Raw genomic sequence first — 22,712 nt, 5'->3', positions numbered from 1 at the left:
TGGAGATGGTGGGAGCACTCCGCGGAGCAGGTGATCCCGTCAGGTCGAGATCTCCTCTGCCAGCGCGTCGGCGAGATCCTCGATGGCCGCATGGACGCGCTCTCGCTGCTGAGAATCGAGCCGTTCCATCGCGGCTCCGAGTAACTGGGCTTTTTTGGTACGTGCGTGCGTGATCACATCCGCGCCTTCGGGGGTTGCCACCAGGAGGCGCGCGCGACCGTCTTCCGGATCCGGTGTCCTGGTCACGTACCCGAGTTGCTCGAGGCTCGCGACGAGGCGTGAGACCGTCGGCAACGCGACCGACTCACGCTCGGCAAGTGCCGACATGCGCAGCGGGCCGTGCGCGTTGATCGTCCAGAGCGCCGATGCCGTTCCGACGCTGAGGTTGCCGGTTCCACTGGTGCGAAGTGCGCGGGTGACGCGAACCAGATGATGGTGCAGCACCGCGACGTCGTTGGTGCCTGCCCCGTCGAGCGACGTGGAGATGAGCGAAGTGGAGTCGGACAGGGTGATCACCTTCTTTATTGGTCGTGCTCGATTGGTCGAACTTGTCGATAACTGTGTTGTTTTCCGGGCTACGAATGCCCTGATGACGAGAAGTCGGTCAAGGGACCCAGACACGATCAATATAGTTGCTTAATGCTAAGTAATCGAATCGTAAACTCGGCGAAGGGTGTTCGCCCGAGAGGTGTCGGCGCTCGGGAGGGATGAGCCGTCGGCGTCGGTACGTTGGATATGGCGACCCATTCACCGACGAATCGAGGACTCTCATGACCCAGGTGATCATCATCGGCGGACACGGCAAGATCGCACTGCGACTGGCCAAGATCTTGAGCGACAGGGGAGACAAGGTCACCTCCGTCATTCGTAACGACGCCCAGTCCGACGACGTCTCGGCGACCGGCGCGGAGCCGCTGCTCGCAGACGTGGAGAAGCTCGACACAGCCGGCCTCGCCTCGGTCCTGGCGGGACAGGACGTCGTGGTGTGGTCGGCAGGTGCTGGTGGTGGAAGTCCAGAACGCACCTACGCCGTCGACCGCGATGCGGCCATCCGGTCGATGGATGCGGCGAAAGCGGCAGGCGTCGACCGATACATCATGGTTTCGTACTTCGGCGCCGGACCCGATCACGGTGTGCCGGAAGGTGATTCGTTCTACGCGTACGCGGAATCGAAGGCCGAGGCCGACGAGTATCTGAAGAAGACCGACCTGGAGTGGACGATTCTCGGACCGAGTGGACTCACGGACGACCCGGGCACCGGCCGCATCGACGTCACGCACAAGGGCGACTGGACGAAGGGGCACACCAGCCGCGACAACGTCGCGCAGGTCGCGGCGGCCGTGATCGTCGAGCCGTCGACCATCGGCACGTTCATTGAATTCAACGACGGCTCCACGCCGATCGCGGAGGCCATCAAGCCCGCATAATCGGGTGGTGACCCCTGACCTCGGTGATCCAGTGAGTGGCAGACTCAACGCCCTCGGCGACATCGTCGGGTCGTCGCACGTCCTCACCGACGCCGATGCGATGGCGGGTTACCTCACCGACTGGACCGGTCGCTGGACCGGCAGCGCCGTCGCGGTTGTCAGACCCCGCACCACCGAGGAGGTGGCCGCGGTCGTCGGGCTGTGCGCCGACGAAGGTATTGCGATCTGTCCGCAGAGCGGCAATACCGGGCTTGTCGGCGGGTCGATCCCGCCCGCCGACACCTCGACTCCGGCGATTGTGCTGTCCACCGCACGTATGACCGACATCGACGAGATCGACACGGTCGGTCGCAGCGTCGGCGTGCAGGCAGGGGTGACGCTGGCGGCACTCGATGCGCGGGCGTCGAGTGTGGGTCTCCGGTTCGGCGTCGACCTCGCGTCGCGCGAGTCGGCAACGCTCGGCGGAATGGTGGCGACCAACGCGGGCGGCACCCGAATGATCCGGCATGGCAACACCCGCAGTCAGCTACTCGGGATCGAGGCCGTGCGCGCAGATGGACAGATCCTGCGCCGCTGGCGCAGTCTCGTGAAAGACAATGTGGGATACGACATTCCGGGCCTCCTCGCGGGGAGCGAGGGAACCCTGGCCGTCATCACGCGCGTGCTCGTCCGCCTGGTTCCGACGACCGGAGCGACCGTCGTATTCGTCGCCGCCGTCGACGACGTATCGGTTGCACTCGCGCTGATCGACGCCGTCTCCGATGCCGGCCTGACCACAGAGGCCGCGGAGATCATGACCCAGGCGGGTGTCGACCTGGTGCACGAGCACGGAGTCCGACGACCCGTGTCGAACCCTGCGCAGTTCTATGTCCTCCTGGAGGTCTCGGGTCCGCACGACGCGGAAGACGTTGTGCTGCAAGTGCTCGACGATCTTGCGGGCGTCGTCGACGCGGTCCTGGAACCGGGGCCTGCGCGCGATCTGTGGCTCGTGCGTGAGAGTCATACCGAATCCATTGCGCGGTCGACGACGACGCCGGTGGTCAAGCTCGACGTCTCGGTTCCGCTGCGGGAATTGCCGGTGGCCTTCGATGAGCTCGCCGCCATCGCTGATGACGATTGTCGGCCAATACTTTTCGGGCACGTGGGCGACGGGAACATCCACGTGAACCTGCTCGACGTCGCTGAGGAATCGGTGGAGTCGTTGAGTGACAAGGTGTTTCGAATTGTCTCCGCCCACGGCGGCAGCATCAGCGCGGAACACGGAATCGGCCGCGCGAAAGTCGCCTGGACCGGACTCGGCCGATCGGCAGTCGACCTCGACACGATGAGGGCGATCAAGGCTGCGCTCGATCCGTCGGGGCTTCTCAACCCGGGAGTTCTCTTCGGCTAGCGACCGCAACGCGCGGAACGCCCGCATTAGCGCCGACCACCTCGAACCCGCGATGCGAGCGTCGACACACTCGGTTATCCAACTTCTGACCGACCACATGACCGGTCCTGCGCCCACCCTTGACCCTTATGCTCAATCTCGAATTTCAGATCAAATTGAGTCAATTCACGGGAGAAGCAGTGCGCAACAGACTTCGTAGTCGTCTGATTCGTTCACGTCGCATCGGGTCGACGGTCGTCACGGCAGTGTCTGCGGCGCTCCTGGCCGCAGCGCTTCTCGCGCCGACGGCGGATGCGGTGACAAGCGTCGGTGCAGACCCCGTGGATAGCGGTCCCTTACAGTCCAACTTCCGTGCGGCGGCACGATTCTCGAATCCCGAAGCGAATCCACCGGGCGCGAACAACTGGGCCTGTCGACCATCTGCTGCCCATCCGCGTCCCGTCGTTCTGGTGCATGGGACCTGGGAATCGGCGTATCAGACCTGGGCAGGTTTTGCGCCGGTGCTTGCGAGGCACGGATTCTGCGTCTTCGCACCGAACCTCGGAATCCTGTCGGCAAGCGATGGTGGCGGAATACCCGCACGGCAGCACGGCGGCGAGTACGGCGCGGGCCACGTCGACGAGTCGTCGGCACAGCTTGGTGCGTTCGTTGATCGGGTGCTGCGGGCGACCGGTGCGCGCCAGGTCGATCTCGTCGGACACTCTCAGGGCGGTGTCATCGCGCGCGGCTACCTGAAGTTCCACGGTGGTGCGGATGTGTCGAATCCTCAGCGCAACAAGGTGTCTCACGTGGTGACGATGGTCGCGACGAATCATGGTACGACGATGAACGGATTGGTCGGTCTCGAGAACGATCTACAGGCAGTGGGCATCGACGTAAGCTCCGAGGTCGGCGCAGCGTCGGGCCCCGCCGGTGCGGATCAGCAGGTGGGGTCGGCGTTCATCACTCGACTCAACCGCGGCGGTGACACTCTGCCGGGAATCGGCTACACGGTGCTCACCACGATCTACGACGAGGTCTCCACGCCGTACACGGCGACATTTCTGACGGCTGGTCCCGGTGCCCGCGTCGAGAACACCGTGATCCAGAACGGCTGCGCAGGCGACCATACCGAGCACACCGACTTCACCTACTCGCCGCGAGCGCAGTCGCTGGCGCTGCGCGGCCTCGGCGCCGATGTCGCCGCGGTGTGCGTCGCACGGTGACGGCCTGTGGGATCACGTCCAGTTGAGATCACCGTGATTCTTGGTCTGGGCTCATCGGCGTGGTGGTGCGTAGCGTCGAACAACCGTGACTGCGACTCCCACGACCTCATCTGATCCGCTGGCCGGATCGGCGAACGCCGCGAGCACGGAGCCTCAGATCGACGAGACCGACGGCGAGCGGCGTCGGCGGCTGCGGACCGTTGCGGTGGCGAGTCTGCTCGGGACGACCGTCGAGTGGTACGACTTCTTCCTGTACGCGACGGCGGCGAGTTTGGTCTTCAACACGGTGTTCTTCCCGCACCAGAGCGGATTCGTCGGCACTCTGCTCACGTTCGCGACCTTCGCCGTCGGGTTCGTGGTGCGTCCGATCGGCGGCGTCGTGTTCGGTCACATCGGTGACCGGATCGGCCGGAAGAAGACGCTGGCGTTGACGATGGTGATGATGGGCCTCGCGACCGCACTGATGGGCGTGCTGCCCACGGCCGCGCAGGTCGGGATCGTCGCGCCGATCCTGCTCCTGGTGCTCCGCGTCGTACAGGGGTTCGCGCTCGGCGGGGAGTGGGCGGGTGCGGTGCTGCTCGCCGTCGAGCACAGTCCGCGGGGGCGTCGAGGCTTCTTCGGTTCGATTCCGCAGATCGGTCTGGCGCTCGGCCTCGCACTGGGCACGGCGATGTTCGCGCTGTTGCAGGTGGTTTTCGACGACGACGCGTTCCTCGCCTATGGATGGCGCATCGCCTTCCTCGGCAGCATCGTGTTGGTGGTCATCGGGTTCGTGGTGCGCCTGAAGGTCGACGAGACGCCCGCCTTCCGGGAGGTCGACGAACTCTCCCAGAAGTCGTCCGCGCCACTCAAGGAGGTGGTGCGCCGACCGTATACGCGCAACACCGTGCTCGGGCTGCTCGCTCGCTGGGGTGAGGGGTCGGCATTCAACACCTGGGGTGTGTTCGCGATCGCCTATGCGACAACACAACTCGATCTGCCCAAGGTCTCGGTGCTGATCTCGGTGACAATCGCCTCTCTGGTGATGGCCGTGCTGCTACCGGTATCGGGTGTACTGACCGACCGGTTCGGTCCCAAGCGCGTGTACCTGGCGGGCATGATCGCCTACTCGCTCGCGGTGTACCCGGTGTTCGCGCTCTTCGGCACCGCCGACCTCATCTGGTTCACCGTGGGACTCGTGGCGGTGTTCGGCGTCGTGCACGCCCTGTTCTATGGCGCGCAGGGCACGTTGTTCGCGAGCCTGTATCCGACGCCGGTCCGCTACACCGGGCTGTCGGTGGTGTATCAGTTCTCCGGCATCTACGCGTCGGGTCTCACGCCGCTCATCCTGACCGCGCTGCTCGGCGCGGCGGGTGGCACGCCGTGGCTGGCCGCGGGCTACCTGGTGCTGACCGGACTGATCAGCGTCGTCGCCACCTCGCTGATCCGCCGCAGCGATCAGTTCTTCTGATCGCCTTCTTCTGATAGCTGCGGCGGTGCCGCGACTGATCACCGCGGCGGTGCCGCGACTGATCACAGCGGCGGTGCCGCGACTGATCACAGCGCCGCGAGAACCTCCGAGGATTCGACGGGCAGCGAGAACATCGGATAGTCGAACGAGATGGCGTTCTCGTGTTCGGCCGGCGACGTCGCGGCGGTGCAGTCGGTCAGCGTGATGACGCGGTAGCCGTTCTCGTAGCCCGATCGCATCGTCGACTCGACGCAGCAGTTGGTGAGGAATCCGGCGAGGATGATCGTCTCGATTCCCTTGCTGCGCAGGATGAAATCGATGTTGGTGCTCGCGAAGGTGTCGAGGCCGCGCTTGCCCTCGATGAGGATGTCACCTTCTGTCGGGGTGAGATCGTCGACGATCGCGGCACCCCACGTGCCCTTCACGAAGGCGTTGCCGTCGACGACGCCCTTGAGGATTCCGTACGGGTGCCGTGTCAGTTCGCCGTAGCCCGGCGCGAAGGTGATGGGTGCGTGCATGATCGTCACGCCTGCGGCACGGGCCTTGTCGACGAGTGTGACGGTGTTGGACAGCATCCCCGTCGAGTCCATGACCTCGGCGACGGCGTCGTGCAGAACGCCTCCGTCGCTGGTGAACTCGTTCTGGTACTCGATGAGCACCAGTGCGGTGGTTGCGGGGTCGAGGGTGAGCGTGTCGTCGGCCATGAGTACTCCCAGTGTGCAGTGATCGGGGTCACAAGAATTCAACTGCGTGCTGGGTCATCGCGCAAGGTTGTCGGTGAGCGCGCGTCCTCGCCGAATCGGTGAGACGATGCAGACGTGACGACCGATCAGGTGAGTGACCGGCTGGCCGAGCTCGCACAGCGCTGCGGAGTGAGCATCGGCTACACCGGTTGGGATCAGGAGTATCACGAGGTATCGCGGGACACGCTGGTTGCGGTGCTCGCATCGCTCGACGTCGCGGCAGGCACCGACACCGAAATCGAGCAGTCCCTGGCAGAACTCGACGTCGCTCCATGGCGGTCGTTCCTGCCCCCGGTCACCGTTGTCACCGAGGGGGATGACACGACATTCGCTGTGCACGTTCCGCACGGCGATCCGGTCGCGGTCTGTATCCGAACGGAATCGGGGGACACGCTCACGCCGACACAGCTCGACGTATGGATTCAACCGCGGGACGTCGACGGTGTGCTCACCGGGCGGGCGACGTTCGCGGTGCCGTCGGATCTGCCGCAGGGCTATCACGAGATCGTCGGGGCCAATCCGGCGCGCGACGTCAACGCGACCGCACCCTTGATCGTGACGCCACGTCGGCTCTCGACCGCAGACGACCTGCTCGGCGCGCAGCGGTGGGGGTTGGCACTACAGCTGTACTCGGTGCGTTCGGCGTCGTCGTGGGGGGTCGGCGACTTTGCCGATCTCGCCCAGGTATGCGAGGTCGCGGGCAGTGTCTACGGCGCCGACTTCGTGCAGGTCAATCCGATGCATGCCGCCGCACCACGCCCACCCGTCGAGGCATCGCCCTACCTGCCTGCAACGCGTCGTTTCGTCAATCCGCTCTACATCAGGATCGAGGAGATCCCCGAGACCGACGATCTGCCGAAGGCGCAACGCAAGTGGATCAAGGGACTGCAGAAAGCGTTCTTCACCGACGACCTCGATCCGTCGAGAATCAAGCGCAACAAGTCATACCGGGCAAAGCTCGACGTGCTCGAACTCGTCCACGACGTTCCGCGCAGTAAGCGTCGCGATCACGCTTTTCTGCGGTTCCGAAAGCGAGAGGGCAAGGGGCTCAAGGGTTTCGCTACGTGGTGTGTTCTCGTAGAACGGTTCGGGAGTGATGAGACCACCTGGCCGGACAAGGCGTCTGATCCGCGATACCTCAAGCGAATTCGCCGTCGGTACAGCGATCGCATCGACTTCTACATGTGGTTGCAATGGATCTGCGACGAGCAGTTGGCCGCGGCCCAGCACGCGGCGACGTCGTCGGGTATGAGTATCGGGATCATCACCGATCTGGCCGTCGGAGTCGATCGACACGGGGCCGATGCCTGGATGCTCGGTGACGTGCTGGCGTCCGGCGCGACCGTCGGCGCGCCGCCCGACGGGTTCAATCAGCAGGGCCAGGGCTGGAATCAGCCGCCCTGGCATCCCGGCCGACTCGCGGCGGCAGGCTATGAGCCGTATCGCGACATGTTGCGGACAGTTCTGCGGCATGCGGGTGGCCTCCGCGTCGACCACATTCTCGGGCTCTTCCGACTGTGGTGGATTCCCGACGGTATGGGGCCCGCCGGCGGCACGTACGTCCGCTACGACCACGACGCACTGCTCGGCATCCTCGCACTCGAGGCGCAACGGGCAGGTGCGGTGGTGATCGGTGAGGATCTCGGAGTCTTCGAGCCGACGGTGCAGACCGCGCTGGCGCAACGCGGAATCCTCGGGACGTCGATCCTGTGGTTCGAGCACGGCCCATACGCACCCATCCCACCGGAGGAGTACCGCGAACTCTGCCTCACCTCGGTGACCACGCATGACCTGCCGCCGACGCTGGGCTACCTTGCAGGCGAGCACATCGATCTACGCGCGGAGCTCGGATTGCTCGAGACGTCGGAGTCGGAGGAACGCGCCCGTGACGCGCGCGACCGCGACGCCATCCTCGACCTCGCTCGTGCACGCGGGCTGCTCGATCCGGACACCGCGCTGACGAGCGCGGAGACCGTGGAAGCGCTGTATCGGCTCATCGCGGCAAGCCCGTCGGTACTGCTCGGAGTGGCACTCGTCGACGCCGTCGGGGAGCGTCGGATTCAGAACCAACCGGGCACCGATAGCGAGCAGTACCCCAACTGGTGCATCCCCCTCGCCGACGAGGACGCGACCGTCGTGCTGGTCGAGGATCTCGCCAGCAGTCGTCGGTTCGCCGACCTCGTCGCGGCCCTGGTGGGAGAGGGCGTCGGCACGCATCGAGGCTTGCTGCCCGAGGACTGATCGGCCGAAGTCTGACGGCATCGGTCGGGCAGAGGCGCAATCATGCGAAAGCTCGGGTGTTCGCGCGTCGCACGGCGACGGCGGTCAACACCAGCGCGATGAGCGCGAGCACACCGACGGCCACATTGAACACGACACCCGACGTCTTGAGGCCCCAGTGCGATGCCGCGATACCCTCGCCGACGATGGGGATCGAGATGGCGACGTAGGCGACGACGAAGAACGTCGACATCACCTCGGCACGACGATCAGCGGGACTTGCGGCGACGACCGACGCGAGTCCCTTGCTGAACGAAAGGCCTTGTCCCGCACCGGCAATCAATGCCCCGATGACGAGCAGTGTGAACGAGGCCGCGAGTAGTCCGCCCACCAGAACGGCCATGCCGACGACCAGGAGCGCGCAGCCTGCGATCAGTGCGCGTTCGGTGGGGATCGTGCGACCCGCGATCTGCGCTGCGGCGGACGCGCCGAACAGGAGGAACACCAGACCGCCTGCGAGCGCGGGCGAGTGGATGCCGAGCACGTGCGAGACGAACGACGGGGTGACGCCGGTGAATGTGCCCATCACCGCGAATCCCGCGAAGGCTGCGATCGCGGCACGCGTGAAGACCGCGCGTGTCTCCGGCGGCACCGACAGCTTCTGAACCGACAGTCGGGTCCCTGCCTTGCGCGTCACGGGCTCGGTCATGAACCAGATGCCGACGAACACGATCGCCAGCAGCACGAGGTCGACGATGAACGCGGTGCGCAGCGGCGCCGGAGCGAACTGCGCGAGCAGTCCGGCGATCAGCGGACCGAGGCCGAGTCCGCCGATGTTGGCCGCGGTCGCGAGTGCGGGCGCGCGGTGACGCCAGCTCGGAGGTGCGAGTTCGATGACCGCTGCGGTCGCCGCACCTGCGTAGATGCCCGCTGACAGGCCGGAGAGCACACGCCCGATCATGAGCTGCCACACCGGGCCCGCGGTCAGGAAGACGACGGCGCTGATCGCCGAGAGGATCGCGCCGGCGATCAGCAGGGGACGCCTGCCGAGGATGTCCGACCAGCGTCCGAAGCAGATCAGGGCAACGATCACTCCGGCCGCGTACACGGCGAAGATGATCGTCGTCGTGGTGACGCCGAATCCGAGGTCCTTCGCGTAGATCGAGTACAGCGGAGTCGGCAGCGTGGTGCCGAGCATCACGACCGCGAACGCTGCAATCGCCGCGACGAACGAACGCGCCCCACCGGAGTGTGTTTCGAGGGAGTGCGTTTCGACGGAATCAGACTGTGCGGGAGCTGATCCTTCAGAGTGTGTGGGGCCGGGCGTCTGCGTCATAGGAGGCCTAGCGTCGAAGTGCGCCAAGGTATTCCGCAGCGGCATGTGGGTGCGCGACGGACCTGGTGCGCGCGACGAGGCCCCGGACCGGTGAGCTGGGGAAATGGTGAATGCGTGTCTGGTGAATGTGTGTCGTACGTAAGGATGTGGGTGCTGCAGCACCCACATCCTTACGTACGACACACATCTGGCGATCGATCGGAGTAGGCCGCTGCCGCAGCGTCGAATTCATGCCGTGAATGTCTCTATCGCCGCACACGGTGCACCGGCCCGTTACGGTGGATTCGTGCCAGCCATCGATCCCACGATTCTTGCCACCACGTCGCGCATGCCGTTCGCAGTCGACGAGATTCACAAGCTCGGCGTCACCGGACGTCGGGTGATCGCTGCCGATACGTTCAGTTCTGCGCCGGGAAGCCATTCGCGGGGAGCCGCCAAGCATTACACGGTGCCTGCACCGACCCAGGAGACCGAGGCGTTCATCGCCGCGGTCGTCGACATCATCGACACCGAGAACGTCACCTGGTTGTTGCCGATGTTCGAGGAGGTGTTCTACCTCGCCTACCATCGCGACCGTCTGCTGGCGGGGCACCCTGACCTGGAGCTCTTCTTTCCGGACTTCCCGACGCTGCATCGCGTACACGACAAGGTGAGCTTCGCCGAACTGTGTCGCTCACTGAATCTTCCTGTGGCCGAATCGATCACGGCGACCAACGACGACGAGCTGCGGGCGGCGACGACCCATTGGGAACACTGGTTCGCGCGCGCGCCGCCTACGGCCGTGGTGGGCTCGATGTCGTCACGAATACCGGTCCGCTCGCCGCGGAGACGAGTCTCGACGGCGTACATCCCACCGCGGAGGACCCGTGGTTGGTGCAGGAGTACCTGAAGGGTGTCGACCGGTGTAGCTGGAGCGTGGTGCACCACGGCGAGGTGGTGCTGCACTCCTGCTACGAGCACTCGTTGGCCATCGACAATCGCGGCGGAATCGTGTTCGAGTCCGTCGATTCTCCCGAGTCGCTACACGCGGCACAGACCATCGCGCGCGAATTGAACTGGCACGGCCAGATCAGTTTCGACTTCTTGGTGACCGACGACGGCGTGCACCACATGGTGGAGTGCAACCCGCGCCCCACCGCCGGATGCACTATCGCCACACCGGAGGAATTCGACGCCGCGCTGTTCGATCCGGGTGAGCTGGTCGTGGTGCCCCCAGGACGCAAGAAGATGATCAAGGCGGCCGTGATCCGCGACGTCCTGATGCACCCGTCGCATTGGAAGGCCAATCGCGCAGCGGCCAAGGGCGCGGCGGGTGTCTACGACCAACGCAAGGATCACCTGCCACTGCTGTACTCGGCGCTGTCGTTGCAGCACGTCGCCAAGTACCGCAGGCAGCTCGGTGTCAATCGCCAGAAAGGCGAGCAACTCGTCGCCACGCAATTCTTCGACGTCCTCTACGACGGCTCATCCATCGGCTGAGGTCCCGCCGACCGGAAGCCGCCACTCTTTGCCTCCGAAGTGACCTGGGTTACTGTGTTCGTAGGTCACAGATACTTCGGGGAGTGAGGTCGGATCGTGGTGCAGCCAGATCATGAGGTCGTCATCGTCGGCGCAGGTTTCGGTGGAATGGGCGGAGCCATCGAACTCAAGCGGCAGGGCGTCGAATCGATAGCGATTCTCGAACGCGAAGACGACCTCGGTGGCACGTGGCACGTCAATCACTATCCCGGTCTCGCCGTCGACATCGCGTCGGTGACGTACTCGTACTCGTTCGAGCCGAATCCGTTCTGGTCGCGGCTGTTTGCTCCCGGCGCAGAACTCAAGCGCTATGCCGAGCACATCGCCGACAAGTACGACCTCAAGCGTCACATGGAGTTCGGCACGAGCGTCGAGAAGGCCGAGTGGGATGAGCAGGCGCGGTTGTGGACCGTGTACACCGCCGACGGTTCGAGTCGTACCTGTCGGTACTACGTCACCGCCACGGGGTTCCTGTCGCAACCGCACGTCCCCGACTTTCCCGGTCTCGACTCGTTCGAAGGGAAGGTGCTGCACACCGCCGACTGGGAGGACGGATTCGACTTCACCGGGCGTCGGGTCGCAATCATCGGCACCGGGGCGACGGCGGTGCAGTTGATTCCCGAAGCCGCCCGCGACGCAGCGCATCTGACGGTCTTCCAACGCACACCGATCTGGGTGGTGCCCAAGGTCGATTTCGCCATTCCCGCTGCGCTGCAGAATCTGTTCGCCACTGTGCCGCTCACGCAACGCGCCGCTCGTCTGGTGAACACCTCGCTACTGGAGATGCTGATGGTGTTCGGCGTCCTGCACTTCAAGCAATTCAAACCGGGAAACAAGGCCGCGGCACTGCTGGCCCGGGCGCATCTGCGCGCTCAGGTTCCCGACGGCGCGACCAGGAGGGCGCTGACACCCGACTACGACTTCGGGTGTAAGCGACCGACATTCTCCAACAAGTACTTTCGGGCCTACGCCCGCCCGAACGTGACGTTGGAGACCGGCGGCATCGGGCACTTCGAACCCGACGCCATCGTGAGCGCCGACGGGACGCGGCACGAGATCGACACGCTCGTACTCGCCACCGGATTCGACCTGTGGGACACCAACTTTCCCGCGATGACCGTGATCGGATGGGAGGGCCGGGACCTCGGAAAGTGGTGGCGCGACAACCGTTTCCAGGCCTTCGAGGGTATTACCATTCCGCGTTTCCCGAACTTCTTGTCGCTCAACAGTCCGTACTCCTACAGTGGCCTCTCGTACTTCACGACGATCGAGGCGCAGATGAAACACATCGCCCGGTTGTTCGGCGAGATGCGTCGACGCAAGACGGAGGTCTTCGAGGTGACCGACGCCGCCAACGACGCGTTCCTCGACGAGGTCACCGAGCATCTGCAGTCGTCGGTGTTCTATCGCGGAAACTGTGCGACGTCGCGCAGCTATTACTTCGACCCGCACGGCGAGGCGACGCTCCTGCGTCCGAATTCGACGCTGACCACGCTGCGTGAGATGGACAGCTACCCGCTGGACTCCTACTCCTATCGCTGAGTGTTGCTGGGGGAGAGGAGGATTCGGTGCTGCGTCACGATCCGACGTTCGCGGTGAGGTTGATCAGCAGCGCGACGATCACGGTGCCGAAGAAGTAGCTCAGCAGGGCGTGGAAGACCAGTGTCCGACGAAGCCGTGACGAGCCGACGTCGGTGTCGGAGATCGCGTAGCTCATCCCGACCGTGATCGCGACGTACACGAAATCGCTGTAGCGCGGTGACTCCGACTGATGGAAATCGATGAGCGGCGCGTCGCCCTTGTCTTCACTGACGCCGTCGCCGCCGAAGTACATGCGTGCGTAGTGGGTTGCGTACATCGTGTGGATGGCGGCCCACGATGCCACCACCGACAGCAGTGCGATGAACAGGAGTACCGGGTCTTTTCGGGTCAGCACCTCGACGATCCCGATGAGGCTCACGAATGCTGCCAGCAGCACGATGACAAACGCGCCCAGGCGCGTCGGCTCCTCGCGACTGGCGTGCGTCTCGGTTGCCTCGTTGTCCATCGGCCACAACGCCAACCACGTCCACAGCACGAACAGGCCTGCGCCGATTGCCCAGCCGGCCAGCGGCGCAGCGGTGGGACGTTCCGACCAGATCCCTACCGCGACGGCCCAGCCCACCACGATGCTCACGAGGAGCCGAACCAGCACCGGTGCGTCGCCGCGGTGGATGCGCCACTTCGGATGTTGAGAGTTCATGGAGCAAGTACACACCGCGCGGCCCGCAATAGAGTGGGGACATGCGCGCGTGGTCAGTCACCCAGCCTGCACCGATCGACGAACACCCACTCGATCTGGTCGACAAACCGGTCCCGACGCCCGGTTCTGGCGAACTCTTGGTCAAGGTGCGCGCGTGCGGTGTCTGCCGTACCGATCTCCACGTCACCGAGGGCGACCTGCCGGTACGTCGGCCAGGCGTCACGCCAGGACACGAGGTGGTGGGTGAAGTCGTCGAGGTGGGGGAGGGTGCGCGAGGCTTCGAACGGGGCACGCGGGTCGGGGTCGCATGGCTCCACCACACGGACGGCACGTGCACCTACTGTCGGCGCGGGAGCGAAAACCTCTGTCCCGCTTCGACATACACCGGGTGGGACGTCGACGGTGGATATGCCGAATACGCAACGGTGCCCGCCGATTTCGCTTATCGCCTTCCGGAGAACGTCGACGACGTCACCCTTGCGCCCCTGCTGTGTGCGGGGATCATCGGGTACCGCGCACTCAAGCGCGCCTCGCTACCGGAGGGTGGTCGCCTTGGCCTGTACGGCTTCGGCGGCAGCGCGCACCTCTGCGCGCAGCTCGCGATCGCGCAGGGCGCCGAGGTTCACGTCATGACCCGCGGCGCACAGGCGCAGGCTCTTGCCCGATCGTTGGGGGCGGCCTCGGTCAACGGTGCCTACGACGCCCCGCCGGTCCCTCTCGACGCAGCGATCACCTTCGCGCCTGTCGGCGACCTGGTCCCGGTGGCGATGCGCGCACTCGACCGGGGAGGGGTGCTGTCGATCGCCGGGATACACCTGTCCGACATTCCCGCACTGAACTATGAGCGAGAACTGTTCTACGAGAAGGAGATCCGCTCGGTTACCGCCAACACCCGCGACGACGGACGCGAATTCCTCGAGCTCGCCGCCCGCTACGGTGTCGCGGCGACGACACACACCTACCCGCTGTCGAAGGCCGACCAAGCGCTGTCCGACCTCAAAGCGGGCCGATTCGACGGCGCCGCCGTACTCGTTCCCGACTGACGAGTGCCACCAGTGTCAGACCGGTGCCAGCAGCTCCGGTCCGTTGTTGGCCACGCGGTTCACCAGTGGCGAGACCTCGCGGATCGCGATCGCGTCGGCGATGGCCTCACTCGGCGGCGCGAAGAGCTCCGACGGTGCGGGGTGGTCGGGATCGAGCCAGGCATCCCAACTGTCGTAGGGCATGATCCGCGGCATGCGGTCGTGTACCTCGCGCAGGTCGCCGACGGCGTCGGTGGTCAGGATGGTGCAGCTCAGCAGGGGTGGCGCGTCGGGATCTGTGCGGTCGTGCCAGGCCGACCACAAACCCGCCATGAACAGCCGTGTCCCGTCCTTGGGTGACATGAAGAACGGGATCTTGGTCGGCTTTCCCTTACTGTTTTCCGGGCCGGGCTTCCACTCGTACCAACCGTCCATGGGCACGAGGCAGCGCTTGGACTTCACCGAACTGCGAAACGAACTCTTCTCCGCAGCGGTCTCGGCACGGGCGTTGAACAGCAACGGTCCCTTGCCGACCTCTTTGGCCCACGTCGGTACCAGCCCCCATCGCATCGCCCGCACGCGCAGCCGCGGATCGTCGTGCGGGTCGCCGTGAGAATGACGTTCGACGACGGTCAGGATCGTCGACGTCGGTGCCACGTTGTAGTTGGTGCCCAGGGTCCGCGGTGCCTGATCGGTGTTCGGCTGATCGGGGCTCGGCTGGTTGACGCTGGTCTGGTCGTCGGGTGTGGGTGGCGCAGCGGGCACCTCGTTGACCGCGTCGATCTCGGCCGCGAGCTTGGCAGGGTCGGTCGTCACCGCGAAACGTCCACACATGCAGTCCATGCTGTCACGAGGGGCTGACACGAGGGGCTGACAGGGACAGGGAAACGCTCAGGCGGCGATGTCGGCGGTGATGGCCGAGGTCGCGGCGACCAGGTCGGTCGGCGACAGCTCCACTTCCAGGCCGCGTTTACCTGCACTGCACAGGACGCGATCCCACTCGAGAGCAGAAGAGTCGACGACCGTCGGCAGCGCGGTTCGCTGGCCGAGTGGTGACACACCGCCGAGGACGTAACCGGTGGATCGGGTGACTGCTTTCGCCTCGGCCATCACCGCCTTCGACGCTCCGAGTGCTGCTGCCGCGGCCTTGAGCGACAGCTTGTGCGGCACCGGTACCACGGCGACGGCAAGGCCGCCGGGGCCGCCGGTCAATGCCACGACGAGCGTCTTGAAGATCTGCTCGGGTGCAACCCCGAGTGTCGACGAGAGCGCATCCACCGCTTCCGCTCCATACGCCTCGGACTTCCGATCGTGGGTGTAGCTGTGTACCTCGTGCGGCACATCAGCCCTGCTGAGCGCCGCGAGCGCGGGGGTGGCTGCCATCGGAACCTCCAGATGTGTCAGCGGGGCCGCAGACGCGGGCACCGGAAGAAATCGGACATGCGCGGAACAATTGTCGGCGCAGCCCTGTTGACCAACAATGTCAGGACGCTCGCAACCCCTGTTCAGCGGGCGATCACCACAGATCAATACCGCGACATCACATGCCGCGACATCAACAGCACGAGCGTATTCAACAGATCGAGGAGGTGGATTGCCGTGGGAGCGACGTTGCTCGAACGACCGAGGCAACCACGACCTGGTGAGCTGCGAGAAGGAGCCGGGTCGGTAAGCTTGATCGACATCACCGGTGCACCTGCGCAGACCCTCACCGGGTTGGGCGGCATCGGAGTCATCAGCGAAGGGAATTACGTGGCTTCTCCCGAGTCCCCCGACTCTGACGGCGGTGCTGACAGGACAAGCGACACCGCCTCACAAGCGTCGAAAACCGAAGCACCGGAAACCGAAGCGTCGGCAATCGACGATTTGACCGCAGCAGCGGGTTCGGCGGCACCTCGTCGCGCTGATCCGTCGGAGACCGACGCCGATCTGACAGAACGGTTCGAGCGCGACGCGCTCCCGTTGCTCGATCAGATGTACGGCGCGGCGCTGCGTATGACGCGCAATCCCGCCGACGCAGAGGATCTGGTTCAGGAAACGTACGTCAAGGCTTTCTCGGCATTCGCGTCGTTCCGTGAGGGGACCAACCTCAAGGCCTGGCTGTATCGCATCCTGACCAACACCTACATCAACGGGTACCGCAAGAAGCAGCGTCAGCCTGCCCAGTACCCGACCGACGAGATCACCGACTGGCAGCTCGCAGCCAATGCCGAGCACACGTCGACCGGTCTGCGTTCTGCTGAGATCGAGGCGCTCGATGCCCTGCCCGACGACGAGATCAAGGCTGCGCTGCAGGCACTTCCGGAGGATTTCCGGATGGCCGTCTACTACGCCGACGTCGAGGGTCTTCCGTACAAGGAGATCGCCGAGATCATGGACACTCCCATCGGAACGGTCATGTCACGACTGCATCGTGGTCGACGTCAACTGCGTGAACTGCTGACAGACGTCGCACGCGATCGTGGCTTCCTCCGTCAGCCTGCCTCCGAGAGCGGAGTGGCACGATGAGCGACTCGACTCCCGATGTGGCGCCGGTACCGCCTGCCGACGATCCCGAATTCACCTCACTCGATTGCTCCGCGGTCATCGCCGATGTGTGGCTTGTGCTCGACAACGAGTGCGACGCCGCCGCTCGCGCCCGACTTCAACAGCATCTCGACGAGTGCCCGTCGTGCCTGGCGCACTACGGCATCGAGAGCCAGCTCAAGGCGCTGATCAACCGCAAGTGCAGGGGAGATCGTGCGCCCGACAGCCTGCGTGACCGGCTGCGCGTCGAGATTCGCAAGACTGTCGTCGTTCGCGAAACGCGGTATTCCGCGGGCGAGTGACCCGGCTTTCGACGAAGCGACGCAGGTCCAACCGGTACCGATTCCAGGATTCCGGGTGCGACGTGGGATAATCACTGAGCACATCGGAGACGAAGGAGGCCCGTCATGGGTAAGCGCGGACGCAAGAAGCGCGCACGCAAGAAGAGCGCAGCCAACCACGGCAAGCGCCCCAACGCCTGAGCTGCGTGCCAGACGAAAGCCCGGAGCGTGATCGACGGTCATACCGACCGCGTCCGCCCGGGCTTTTTCGTGTCGTGATCGCTTGCCGGCAGCCCGCCGCCGCGGTGCGCGCTCTGCCTGTCACAGCGGTGGACTAGGTTGTTCACATGGCAGAAGACGTTGTCGCCGAGATCGTGGCGAGTGTTCTGGAAGTCCGCGCAACCCCTGGTCAGCGCATCGAGATCGGCGACACGCTGGTGCTGCTCGAATCGATGAAGATGGAGATCCCGGTCCTCGCCGAGGAGTCGGGAACGCTCGCAGATGTCAGGGTCAAGGTGGGCGACGTGATTCAGGCAGGCGACATCATCGCCACCTACGAGTAGCCGCGCACCGTCACCGATGTCGACGCTGGCCGATCTCCTCGCCGAATACACAACACTCTCCGACCGTGCAGCGGCATATCTGCAGCGCGTCGTCGCCGAATGGCAACTGCTCGCCGACCTTTCCTTCGCTGATTTCCTGCTAGCAGTACGCGCCGAGAACGGCGAGGTGGTGACGGTCGCGCAGTGCCGACCCAACACGGCGGCGACGGTGTTCCCGAGCGATCAGGTCGGCATGGTCGTCGGTGCGGACGCCAACCCGCAGGCGCTGCGCGCATTCGACGAAGGGCACATTCTCCGCGAGGAGGACCCCACCTGGATCGGTCCGATCGCCATTCGGCGCGAGGCGGTTCCCGTCGGATTCTCCGGTGAGGTCATCGGTGTTCTCACCCGAGCTGTCGACCTCACCCATCCGCGATTGCCGTCGCCGCTCGAACTGGCCTATCAGGACTCGGCGAACGACCTGTGCCAGATGGTCGCCGACGGCACGTTCGCGCGGCTCGAGGTCAACCCGCGAGGCCTGTCGACCCCACGCGCGGGCGACGGTTTCGTGCGGATCGACGAGCGCGGCGTCGTCCTTTATGCGAGTCCCAACGCGCTGTCGGCGTTCCATCGCATGGGGTGGACGTCGGAGCTCTCGGGAAGACGACTGTCAGAGGTCACGACGTCGCTGCTGACCGACCCGTTCGAGTCTCACGACGCCGCCACGATGATCGACGTCGCCGCGGGCGTCGTCGCGCCGCCGGAGGGGCCGTACCCCGACATCGGGATGCGTATGGAAGCCGACGCGCGCCGGGCGACCGTGCTGCTGCGGGCGGTGCCGTTGCGTCCGCGCGGTGTGAGTTCCGGTGCCGTGGTGCTGATCCGCGACGTCACCGAGGTCAAGCGTCGAGACCTCGCACTGATCAGCAAGGACGCCACGATCCGGGAAATTCATCACCGGGTCAAGAACAACCTGCAGTCGGTGTCTGCACTGTTGCGTCTGCAGGCACGTCGCACGTCCAACGAGGAAGCGAGATCGGCACTCGTCGAGGCTGTCCGACGAGTGGCAGCCATCGCGACCGTGCACGAGTTGCTCTCGGGCAGCGTCGACGAAGAGGTCGACATGGACGAGGCCGTCTCCCGGTTGCTTCCCACGATGGTCGACGTCGCCGCCGGGGAGACGCCGGTGTCGGTGAGCCACCGTGACCGGCTCGGGGTGCTCCCGGCAGAGCTGGCGATGCCGCTCGTGATGGTGCTGACAGAGCTGATCCAGAACGCCGTCGAGCATGGGTTCGCCCGCCCGCGCGGGGATGACCGTGTGGATGACAGTAGAGACGGCACACCTCAAGTACATGACGACGCCAGGATCGAGATCTCTGCCGACCGCGACGTGCGGCGCATGGTCGTGACCGTGCGCGACAACGGTTCGGGGCTGCCGGCCGATTTCTCCATCAACGACTCGGAGCGCTTGGGGCTTCAGATCGTGCAGACACTTGTCGCGATCGAGCTCGGAGGTGAGTTGGAACTCGGGCCGAACCCGGAAGGTCGGGGAGCGCAGGCGCGCATCGCTGTTCCACTGCACGCCCGCACGCCGACGTGAGGGCAATACAAAAAGACCCGGCGCGATGGCCGGGTCTTTTTGTTGGTCCCCCACGGGATCGTGGTCGATCAGACTGTTTGTGAGTCGATCAGACGCTGCTGCGGGTCCGCGTGCGTGCCGTACGACGCTTCAGTGCTCGGCGCTCGTCCTCGCTCATGCCGCCCCACACACCGGCGTCCTGACCGGACTCGAGAGCCCAGGACAGACATTCGGCGGTGACGGGACACCGCGCGCAGACGAGCTTCGCATCGGCGATCTGTGCGATAGCCGGACCGCTGGTTCCCACCGGGAAGAACAGCTCGGGGTCCTCGTCGCGACAGATTGCCTTGTGACGCCAGTCCATTCCTTCTCCTTCAGGTGCGTGTGTTGCGCGCACCACTCGTCATCGAAATCTTGCTTCTTGTGGCTGTAACCATCAGTTCACGTAGACACACCAAATGTTTCCGTGCTGTTGCTTGTGAATACTTTCACGAATCCAGCTGAAGTCAATGGTGTTCCGCTGACACGTGTGCAATATCACTCTCCGTGGCCCTTGGCGGGAGGGGGGTGGTGCACTCGCGTCCGTGCCAATGTTCTATGCTACGCCGGTTGTTCGATTATTGCCGATATGTTTCCGCAGCTAGTGGCGTAGATCGCATTCTGACACCCAGGGGCGTGATCGTGGTCACCCGACGATTGCCGTCTGCCCGGGCGTAACCCGAAATTCATCTGACCCGAGAGTCAGGTGAGGCCGGTTGAGACGGTCGAGTTTGCGCTGCTAGGGGGCGATGTGCATGGCAGTGAAGCGCTCAGGGAGCGACGACGCCGAGTACGGACTCGCGGTGCGAGAAGTGGATCGACGTGAACGCCCCGACGTAGTCGCCGTCCATCTGGACGTCGATCGGCTCCTCGGCGTCGAATTGGACCCACTCGACGTCGTCGTCGCGAATGAGGTGTGGCGCTTTGGGGTCGCGCTGGGTGAGCAGTCGCGTGGCGAGTCCGACGTTGCGCAGTACGCCTGTCGACGTCGCCGCGAACAGGCCCAGGCGTGCGGTGAGGTCGGTGCCGGGGTTCGTGCGGATCTCGTGGTTGCCCAAGAACGTCCAGGGCGTGGTGTTGGAGACGAACGCGAATCGCACACCGTCGATCGGCTCGTTGCCGTCGAACTGCACGCGAAAAGGGGGCTGGCTCGACGATCCGCGTATGAAGCAACTGACCGTCGTCCACAGGTATCGGCCGGGTGTTGCCGCTTTGCCCGCGTGGCGTTTGTCCTCCATCGCGTGCACCACCACGGCGTCCATACCCATTCCCGCGTTGAACAGGAACCATCGAGTATCCGTGTGCCCCAAGCCGGTTCGATGAATCGACGAGGCGTCGACGAGGTCGATCAGCTGGCGCGTCGCGCGCAGCGGGTCGGAATCGATGCCGAGGGTCCGTGCGAAGACATTGGCGCTGCCTCCGGGGATGATCGCGAGCGCCGGGCGGGCGAGTGTCGGATCGAACTCGGCCGGCGATCCGAGAATGCCGTTGGCCACCTCGTTGACCGAGCCATCGCCGCCGTGCACGACGACGATGTCGTATCCCTGTTCTCGGGCACGCGCGCCGAGTTCGCCCGCATGACCACGGTGCGTGGTGTGCTCGACGTCGACCGGGACATGGGCGCTGAGGGTATTGACGAGCGCATCACGACCCGCGGCGGTGGTCGCGGTCGCGAAGGGGTTGACGATGAGCATGACGCGCACGACTCCCGAGGATATGGGGTCGCAGCGAACGCCGACCCTGCGCCCCCGTACTCCGAGCACCCAATACTCTGGACGGGTGAGCAAAGAGCAGGACCCCGCCGGTCGTGGTGCCCGTAGGTCGGCACCGCGAGACGGGCGTGAGAAGGCCGAGACGACCTCGGACACGGACGAGCTATGTCCGGTTCAGCTACGCGTGGCGGGGGCCATCACGGCGCTCGAGGGCGCGATTGCGGTCATCTTCGCCGTCGTCCTGGTGATCCGTGCGGCTGCGGGCCACCATGAGGCCGCGATCAGCGGATATGGCACCGCGGCCTGGTTCGGAATCATCTTCGGTGGCGTTCTCGTCGGCGGGATCGCGCTGATGCGCGGTCGTCGGTGGGGTCGGGCCATCTCGTTGGTCGCTCAGATCCTGCTCCTCCCGGTTGCCTACTACCTGTTCACCAGCCACCAGGTGGGATTCGCGATCCCCTTGGCAATCGCGGCGGTGGTGACACTTGTCCTGCTGTTCCATCCGGCGTCGGTGCGCTGGATCTCCGGCGACCTCGACGCTTCCGAGTGAGTGACATGCCTCGGAGTAGGCGCTGGACGGGGCGTCGAAGCGAACTGGGGTATTGATTTCGATCACACGATGGAAATTGTGTGTGACAACCCGGTGCGCTCGAGACGTTGTGATCTGACGGGTCGTAGAGTGAGCGCATGACGCGGATGCTGGCGGTAGCGAATCAGAAGGGTGGCGTCGCCAAGACGACCACTGTCGAATCCCTGGGCGCCGCGCTCGCCGATCTCGACGCGTCGGTGCTCGTCGTCGACCTCGATCCACAAGGGTGCCTTACGTTTTCATTGGGGCACGATCCCGATCAACTCCAGGCGTCGGTCCACGACGTGCTGCTGGGTGATGAGGAAATCGCCGACGTTCTCCTCGACACGGCCGACAACGTCACGCTGCTCCCCGCGACGATCGACCTCGCGGGCGCCGAAGCGCTCCTGTTGATGCGGCCGGGGCGCGAGTACGCGCTCAAGCGGGCGCTCGCGGAGGTGGCCGAGGATTTCGACGTCATCCTGATCGACTGCCCGCCCTCGCTGGGAGTCCTCACGCTCAACGGGCTCACCGCGGCCGATGAGGTGATCGTGCCGCTGCAGTGCGAGACGCTGGCGCATCGCGGCGTCGGACAACTTCTGCGCACGGTCAACGAGGTTCAGCAGATCACCAACCCCAACCTGACGATGCTGGGTGCCGTCGCCACATTGTTCGACGCACGGACGACCCACAGTCGTGACGTCCTCTCCGACGTCTCGGATCGGTACGACCTCCCCGTGATCGAGCCGCCGATCCCGCGGACGGTGCGGTTCGCGGAGGCGTCGGCATCTGGCGCGTCGGTGATGCGTGGTCGAAAGAACAAGGGCGCCACGGCATATCGCGATCTCGCCGAGAACCTCTGGAAGCACTGGGAGGCAGGCGAGGACGTGCGGACCTTCGATCCGAGCTGAG

22 protein-coding genes and 1 pseudogene are annotated in these 22,712 nt (G+C 65.0%); 15 read left to right on the top strand and 8 right to left on the bottom strand.

What is annotated here, in order from left to right; genetic code table 11:
• Positions 1-39: 39 nt before the first annotated feature.
• Positions 40-516 carry a MarR family winged helix-turn-helix transcriptional regulator gene (locus tag A5785_RS22395; protein ID WP_156528182.1) on the bottom strand — a complete coding sequence of 159 codons (477 nt, stop codon included), beginning with the start codon at positions 514-516 and terminating at the stop codon, positions 40-42.
• 254 nt (positions 517-770) lie between these two features.
• Between A5785_RS22395 and A5785_RS22390 the strand changes: the two genes are divergently transcribed.
• The 4 genes from A5785_RS22390 (at position 771) to A5785_RS22375 (ending at position 5,472) form a co-directional block, all read left to right on the top strand.
• Positions 771-1,427 carry an SDR family oxidoreductase gene (locus A5785_RS22390; protein ID WP_005203727.1) on the top strand — a complete coding sequence of 219 codons (657 nt, stop codon included), beginning with the start codon at positions 771-773 and terminating at the stop codon, positions 1,425-1,427.
• 4 nt (positions 1,428-1,431) lie between these two features.
• Positions 1,432-2,817, top strand: a complete 1,386-nt coding sequence (locus tag A5785_RS22385) for an FAD-binding oxidoreductase (protein WP_065181067.1) — start codon at positions 1,432-1,434, stop codon at positions 2,815-2,817.
• 179 nt (positions 2,818-2,996) lie between these two features.
• On the top strand, positions 2,997-4,022 hold the full coding sequence (locus A5785_RS22380; protein WP_231895507.1) for an esterase/lipase family protein: 1,026 nt from the start codon (positions 2,997-2,999) through the stop codon (positions 4,020-4,022).
• A gap of 118 nt (positions 4,023-4,140) precedes the next feature.
• Positions 4,141-5,472, top strand: coding sequence for an MFS transporter (locus tag A5785_RS22375; RefSeq protein ID WP_065181094.1), 1,332 nt, complete (start codon positions 4,141-4,143; stop codon positions 5,470-5,472).
• A gap of 86 nt (positions 5,473-5,558) precedes the next feature.
• Here the strand turns inward: A5785_RS22375 and A5785_RS22370 are convergent, their stop codons facing one another.
• Positions 5,559-6,176 (bottom strand): cysteine hydrolase, encoded by a 618-nt coding sequence (locus A5785_RS22370; RefSeq protein WP_005203718.1) that lies wholly within the window; start codon positions 6,174-6,176, stop codon positions 5,559-5,561.
• Positions 6,177-6,290: 114 nt separating this feature from the next.
• On the opposite strand from A5785_RS22370, the gene malQ reads away from it, so the two are divergent.
• On the top strand, positions 6,291-8,456 hold the full coding sequence (gene malQ / locus A5785_RS22365) for a 4-alpha-glucanotransferase (RefSeq protein ID WP_065181065.1): 2,166 nt from the start codon (positions 6,291-6,293) through the stop codon (positions 8,454-8,456).
• A gap of 40 nt (positions 8,457-8,496) precedes the next feature.
• On the opposite strand, the gene A5785_RS22360 is transcribed toward malQ, so the two are convergent.
• The gene (locus tag A5785_RS22360) at positions 8,497-9,771 is read right to left on the bottom strand and encodes an MFS transporter (protein WP_082946638.1); all 1,275 of its coding nucleotides are present in this window, start codon (positions 9,769-9,771) and stop codon (positions 8,497-8,499) included.
• A 328-nt stretch (positions 9,772-10,099) separates the two neighbouring features.
• Between A5785_RS22360 and A5785_RS22355 the strand changes: the two are divergent.
• Together A5785_RS22355 and A5785_RS22350 are read left to right on the top strand one after the other, a co-directional pair.
• A pseudogene (locus tag A5785_RS22355) lies at positions 10,100-11,250 on the top strand (ATP-grasp domain-containing protein).
• Positions 11,251-11,349: 99 nt separating this feature from the next.
• A complete protein-coding gene (locus A5785_RS22350) occupies positions 11,350-12,831 on the top strand; it encodes a flavin-containing monooxygenase (RefSeq protein ID WP_039854825.1) in 1,482 nt (493 codons plus the stop codon).
• 34 nt (positions 12,832-12,865) lie between these two features.
• Here A5785_RS22350 and A5785_RS22345 read toward each other — a convergent pair whose 3' ends face one another.
• Positions 12,866-13,531: a DUF1345 domain-containing protein gene (locus A5785_RS22345; protein WP_005203704.1), complete on the bottom strand. Its 666-nt coding sequence runs from the start codon at positions 13,529-13,531 to the stop codon at positions 12,866-12,868.
• Positions 13,532-13,572: 41 nt separating this feature from the next.
• On the opposite strand from A5785_RS22345, the gene A5785_RS22340 reads away from it, so the two are divergent.
• Positions 13,573-14,574, top strand: a complete 1,002-nt coding sequence (locus A5785_RS22340; protein WP_065181064.1) for a zinc-binding alcohol dehydrogenase family protein — start codon at positions 13,573-13,575, stop codon at positions 14,572-14,574.
• A 15-nt stretch (positions 14,575-14,589) separates the two neighbouring features.
• Here the strand turns inward: A5785_RS22340 and A5785_RS22335 are convergent, their stop codons facing one another.
• Both A5785_RS22335 and ybaK read right to left on the bottom strand, forming a co-directional pair.
• The gene (locus A5785_RS22335; RefSeq protein WP_065181092.1) at positions 14,590-15,387 is read right to left on the bottom strand and encodes an SOS response-associated peptidase; all 798 of its coding nucleotides are present in this window, start codon (positions 15,385-15,387) and stop codon (positions 14,590-14,592) included.
• A gap of 57 nt (positions 15,388-15,444) precedes the next feature.
• The gene (ybaK, locus tag A5785_RS22330; protein WP_005203697.1) at positions 15,445-15,936 is read right to left on the bottom strand and encodes a Cys-tRNA(Pro) deacylase; all 492 of its coding nucleotides are present in this window, start codon (positions 15,934-15,936) and stop codon (positions 15,445-15,447) included.
• A gap of 483 nt (positions 15,937-16,419) precedes the next feature.
• Here ybaK and A5785_RS22325 point away from each other — a divergent pair, with 483 nt between their 5' ends.
• The 5 genes from A5785_RS22325 to A5785_RS22310 all read left to right on the top strand — a co-directional run bounded on the left by A5785_RS22325 (position 16,420) and on the right by A5785_RS22310 (position 19,502).
• On the top strand, positions 16,420-17,061 hold the full coding sequence (locus tag A5785_RS22325; RefSeq protein WP_197500860.1) for a sigma-70 family RNA polymerase sigma factor: 642 nt from the start codon (positions 16,420-16,422) through the stop codon (positions 17,059-17,061).
• Positions 17,058-17,381, top strand: coding sequence for a mycothiol system anti-sigma-R factor (rsrA, locus tag A5785_RS22320; protein ID WP_065181063.1), 324 nt, complete (start codon positions 17,058-17,060; stop codon positions 17,379-17,381). The genes A5785_RS22325 and rsrA overlap by 4 nt, the downstream gene beginning before the upstream one ends.
• A 105-nt stretch (positions 17,382-17,486) precedes the next feature.
• A complete protein-coding gene (locus A5785_RS24075) occupies positions 17,487-17,561 on the top strand; it encodes a 50S ribosomal protein bL37 (protein WP_109239415.1) in 75 nt (24 codons plus the stop codon).
• 146 nt (positions 17,562-17,707) lie between these two features.
• The gene (locus A5785_RS22315; protein ID WP_005203691.1) at positions 17,708-17,923 is read left to right on the top strand and encodes a biotin/lipoyl-binding carrier protein; all 216 of its coding nucleotides are present in this window, start codon (positions 17,708-17,710) and stop codon (positions 17,921-17,923) included.
• A gap of 16 nt (positions 17,924-17,939) precedes the next feature.
• Positions 17,940-19,502 carry a sensor histidine kinase gene (locus tag A5785_RS22310; RefSeq protein ID WP_065181062.1) on the top strand — a complete coding sequence of 521 codons (1,563 nt, stop codon included), beginning with the start codon at positions 17,940-17,942 and terminating at the stop codon, positions 19,500-19,502.
• A gap of 88 nt (positions 19,503-19,590) precedes the next feature.
• Here A5785_RS22310 and A5785_RS22305 read toward each other — a convergent pair whose 3' ends face one another.
• Both A5785_RS22305 and A5785_RS22300 read right to left on the bottom strand, forming a co-directional pair.
• Complete coding sequence (locus A5785_RS22305; protein ID WP_005170735.1) at positions 19,591-19,845, bottom strand: WhiB family transcriptional regulator; 255 nt, start codon at positions 19,843-19,845, stop codon at positions 19,591-19,593.
• A 445-nt stretch (positions 19,846-20,290) separates the two neighbouring features.
• On the bottom strand, positions 20,291-21,214 hold the full coding sequence (locus A5785_RS22300; RefSeq protein WP_065181091.1) for a diacylglycerol/lipid kinase family protein: 924 nt from the start codon (positions 21,212-21,214) through the stop codon (positions 20,291-20,293).
• A 202-nt stretch (positions 21,215-21,416) separates the two neighbouring features.
• On the opposite strand from A5785_RS22300, the gene A5785_RS22295 reads away from it, so the two are divergent.
• Positions 21,417-21,782 carry a hypothetical protein gene (locus tag A5785_RS22295; RefSeq protein WP_051993743.1) on the top strand — a complete coding sequence of 122 codons (366 nt, stop codon included), beginning with the start codon at positions 21,417-21,419 and terminating at the stop codon, positions 21,780-21,782.
• A 137-nt stretch (positions 21,783-21,919) separates the two neighbouring features.
• Positions 21,920-22,711, top strand: coding sequence for a ParA family protein (locus A5785_RS22290; protein ID WP_005203682.1), 792 nt, complete (start codon positions 21,920-21,922; stop codon positions 22,709-22,711).
• Position 22,712: the final 1 nt, after the last annotated feature.

Source organism: Gordonia sp. 852002-50395_SCH5434458, assembly GCF_001665905.1.
GTDB lineage: Bacteria > Actinomycetota > Actinomycetes > Mycobacteriales > Mycobacteriaceae > Gordonia > Gordonia jacobaea.
This window is presented reverse-complemented; position numbering and strand designations above follow the sequence as displayed.

Excerpts from the sequence above, each read along its gene's own strand:
- A5785_RS22390 (WP_005203727.1), top strand. The coding sequence starts at position 771 with ATGACCCAGGTGATCATCATCGGCGGACACGGCAAGATCGCACTGCGA.
- A5785_RS22370 (WP_005203718.1), bottom strand. The coding sequence starts at position 6,176 with ATGGCCGACGACACGCTCACCCTCGACCCCGCAACCACCGCACTGGTG.
- A5785_RS22360 (WP_082946638.1), bottom strand. The coding sequence starts at position 9,771 with ATGACGCAGACGCCCGGCCCCACACACTCTGAAGGATCAGCTCCCGCA.
- A5785_RS22345 (WP_005203704.1), bottom strand. The coding sequence starts at position 13,531 with ATGAACTCTCAACATCCGAAGTGGCGCATCCACCGCGGCGACGCACCG.
- A5785_RS22340 (WP_065181064.1), top strand. The coding sequence starts at position 13,573 with ATGCGCGCGTGGTCAGTCACCCAGCCTGCACCGATCGACGAACACCCA.
- A5785_RS22335 (WP_065181092.1), bottom strand. The coding sequence starts at position 15,387 with ATGTGTGGACGTTTCGCGGTGACGACCGACCCTGCCAAGCTCGCGGCC.
- ybaK (WP_005203697.1), bottom strand. The coding sequence starts at position 15,936 with ATGGCAGCCACCCCCGCGCTCGCGGCGCTCAGCAGGGCTGATGTGCCG.
- rsrA (WP_065181063.1), top strand. The coding sequence starts at position 17,058 with ATGAGCGACTCGACTCCCGATGTGGCGCCGGTACCGCCTGCCGACGAT.
- A5785_RS22315 (WP_005203691.1), top strand. The coding sequence starts at position 17,708 with ATGGCAGAAGACGTTGTCGCCGAGATCGTGGCGAGTGTTCTGGAAGTC.
- A5785_RS22310 (WP_065181062.1), top strand. The coding sequence starts at position 17,940 with ATGTCGACGCTGGCCGATCTCCTCGCCGAATACACAACACTCTCCGAC.
- A5785_RS22305 (WP_005170735.1), bottom strand. The coding sequence starts at position 19,845 with ATGGACTGGCGTCACAAGGCAATCTGTCGCGACGAGGACCCCGAGCTG.
- A5785_RS22300 (WP_065181091.1), bottom strand. The coding sequence starts at position 21,214 with ATGCTCATCGTCAACCCCTTCGCGACCGCGACCACCGCCGCGGGTCGT.
- A5785_RS22290 (WP_005203682.1), top strand. The coding sequence starts at position 21,920 with ATGACGCGGATGCTGGCGGTAGCGAATCAGAAGGGTGGCGTCGCCAAG.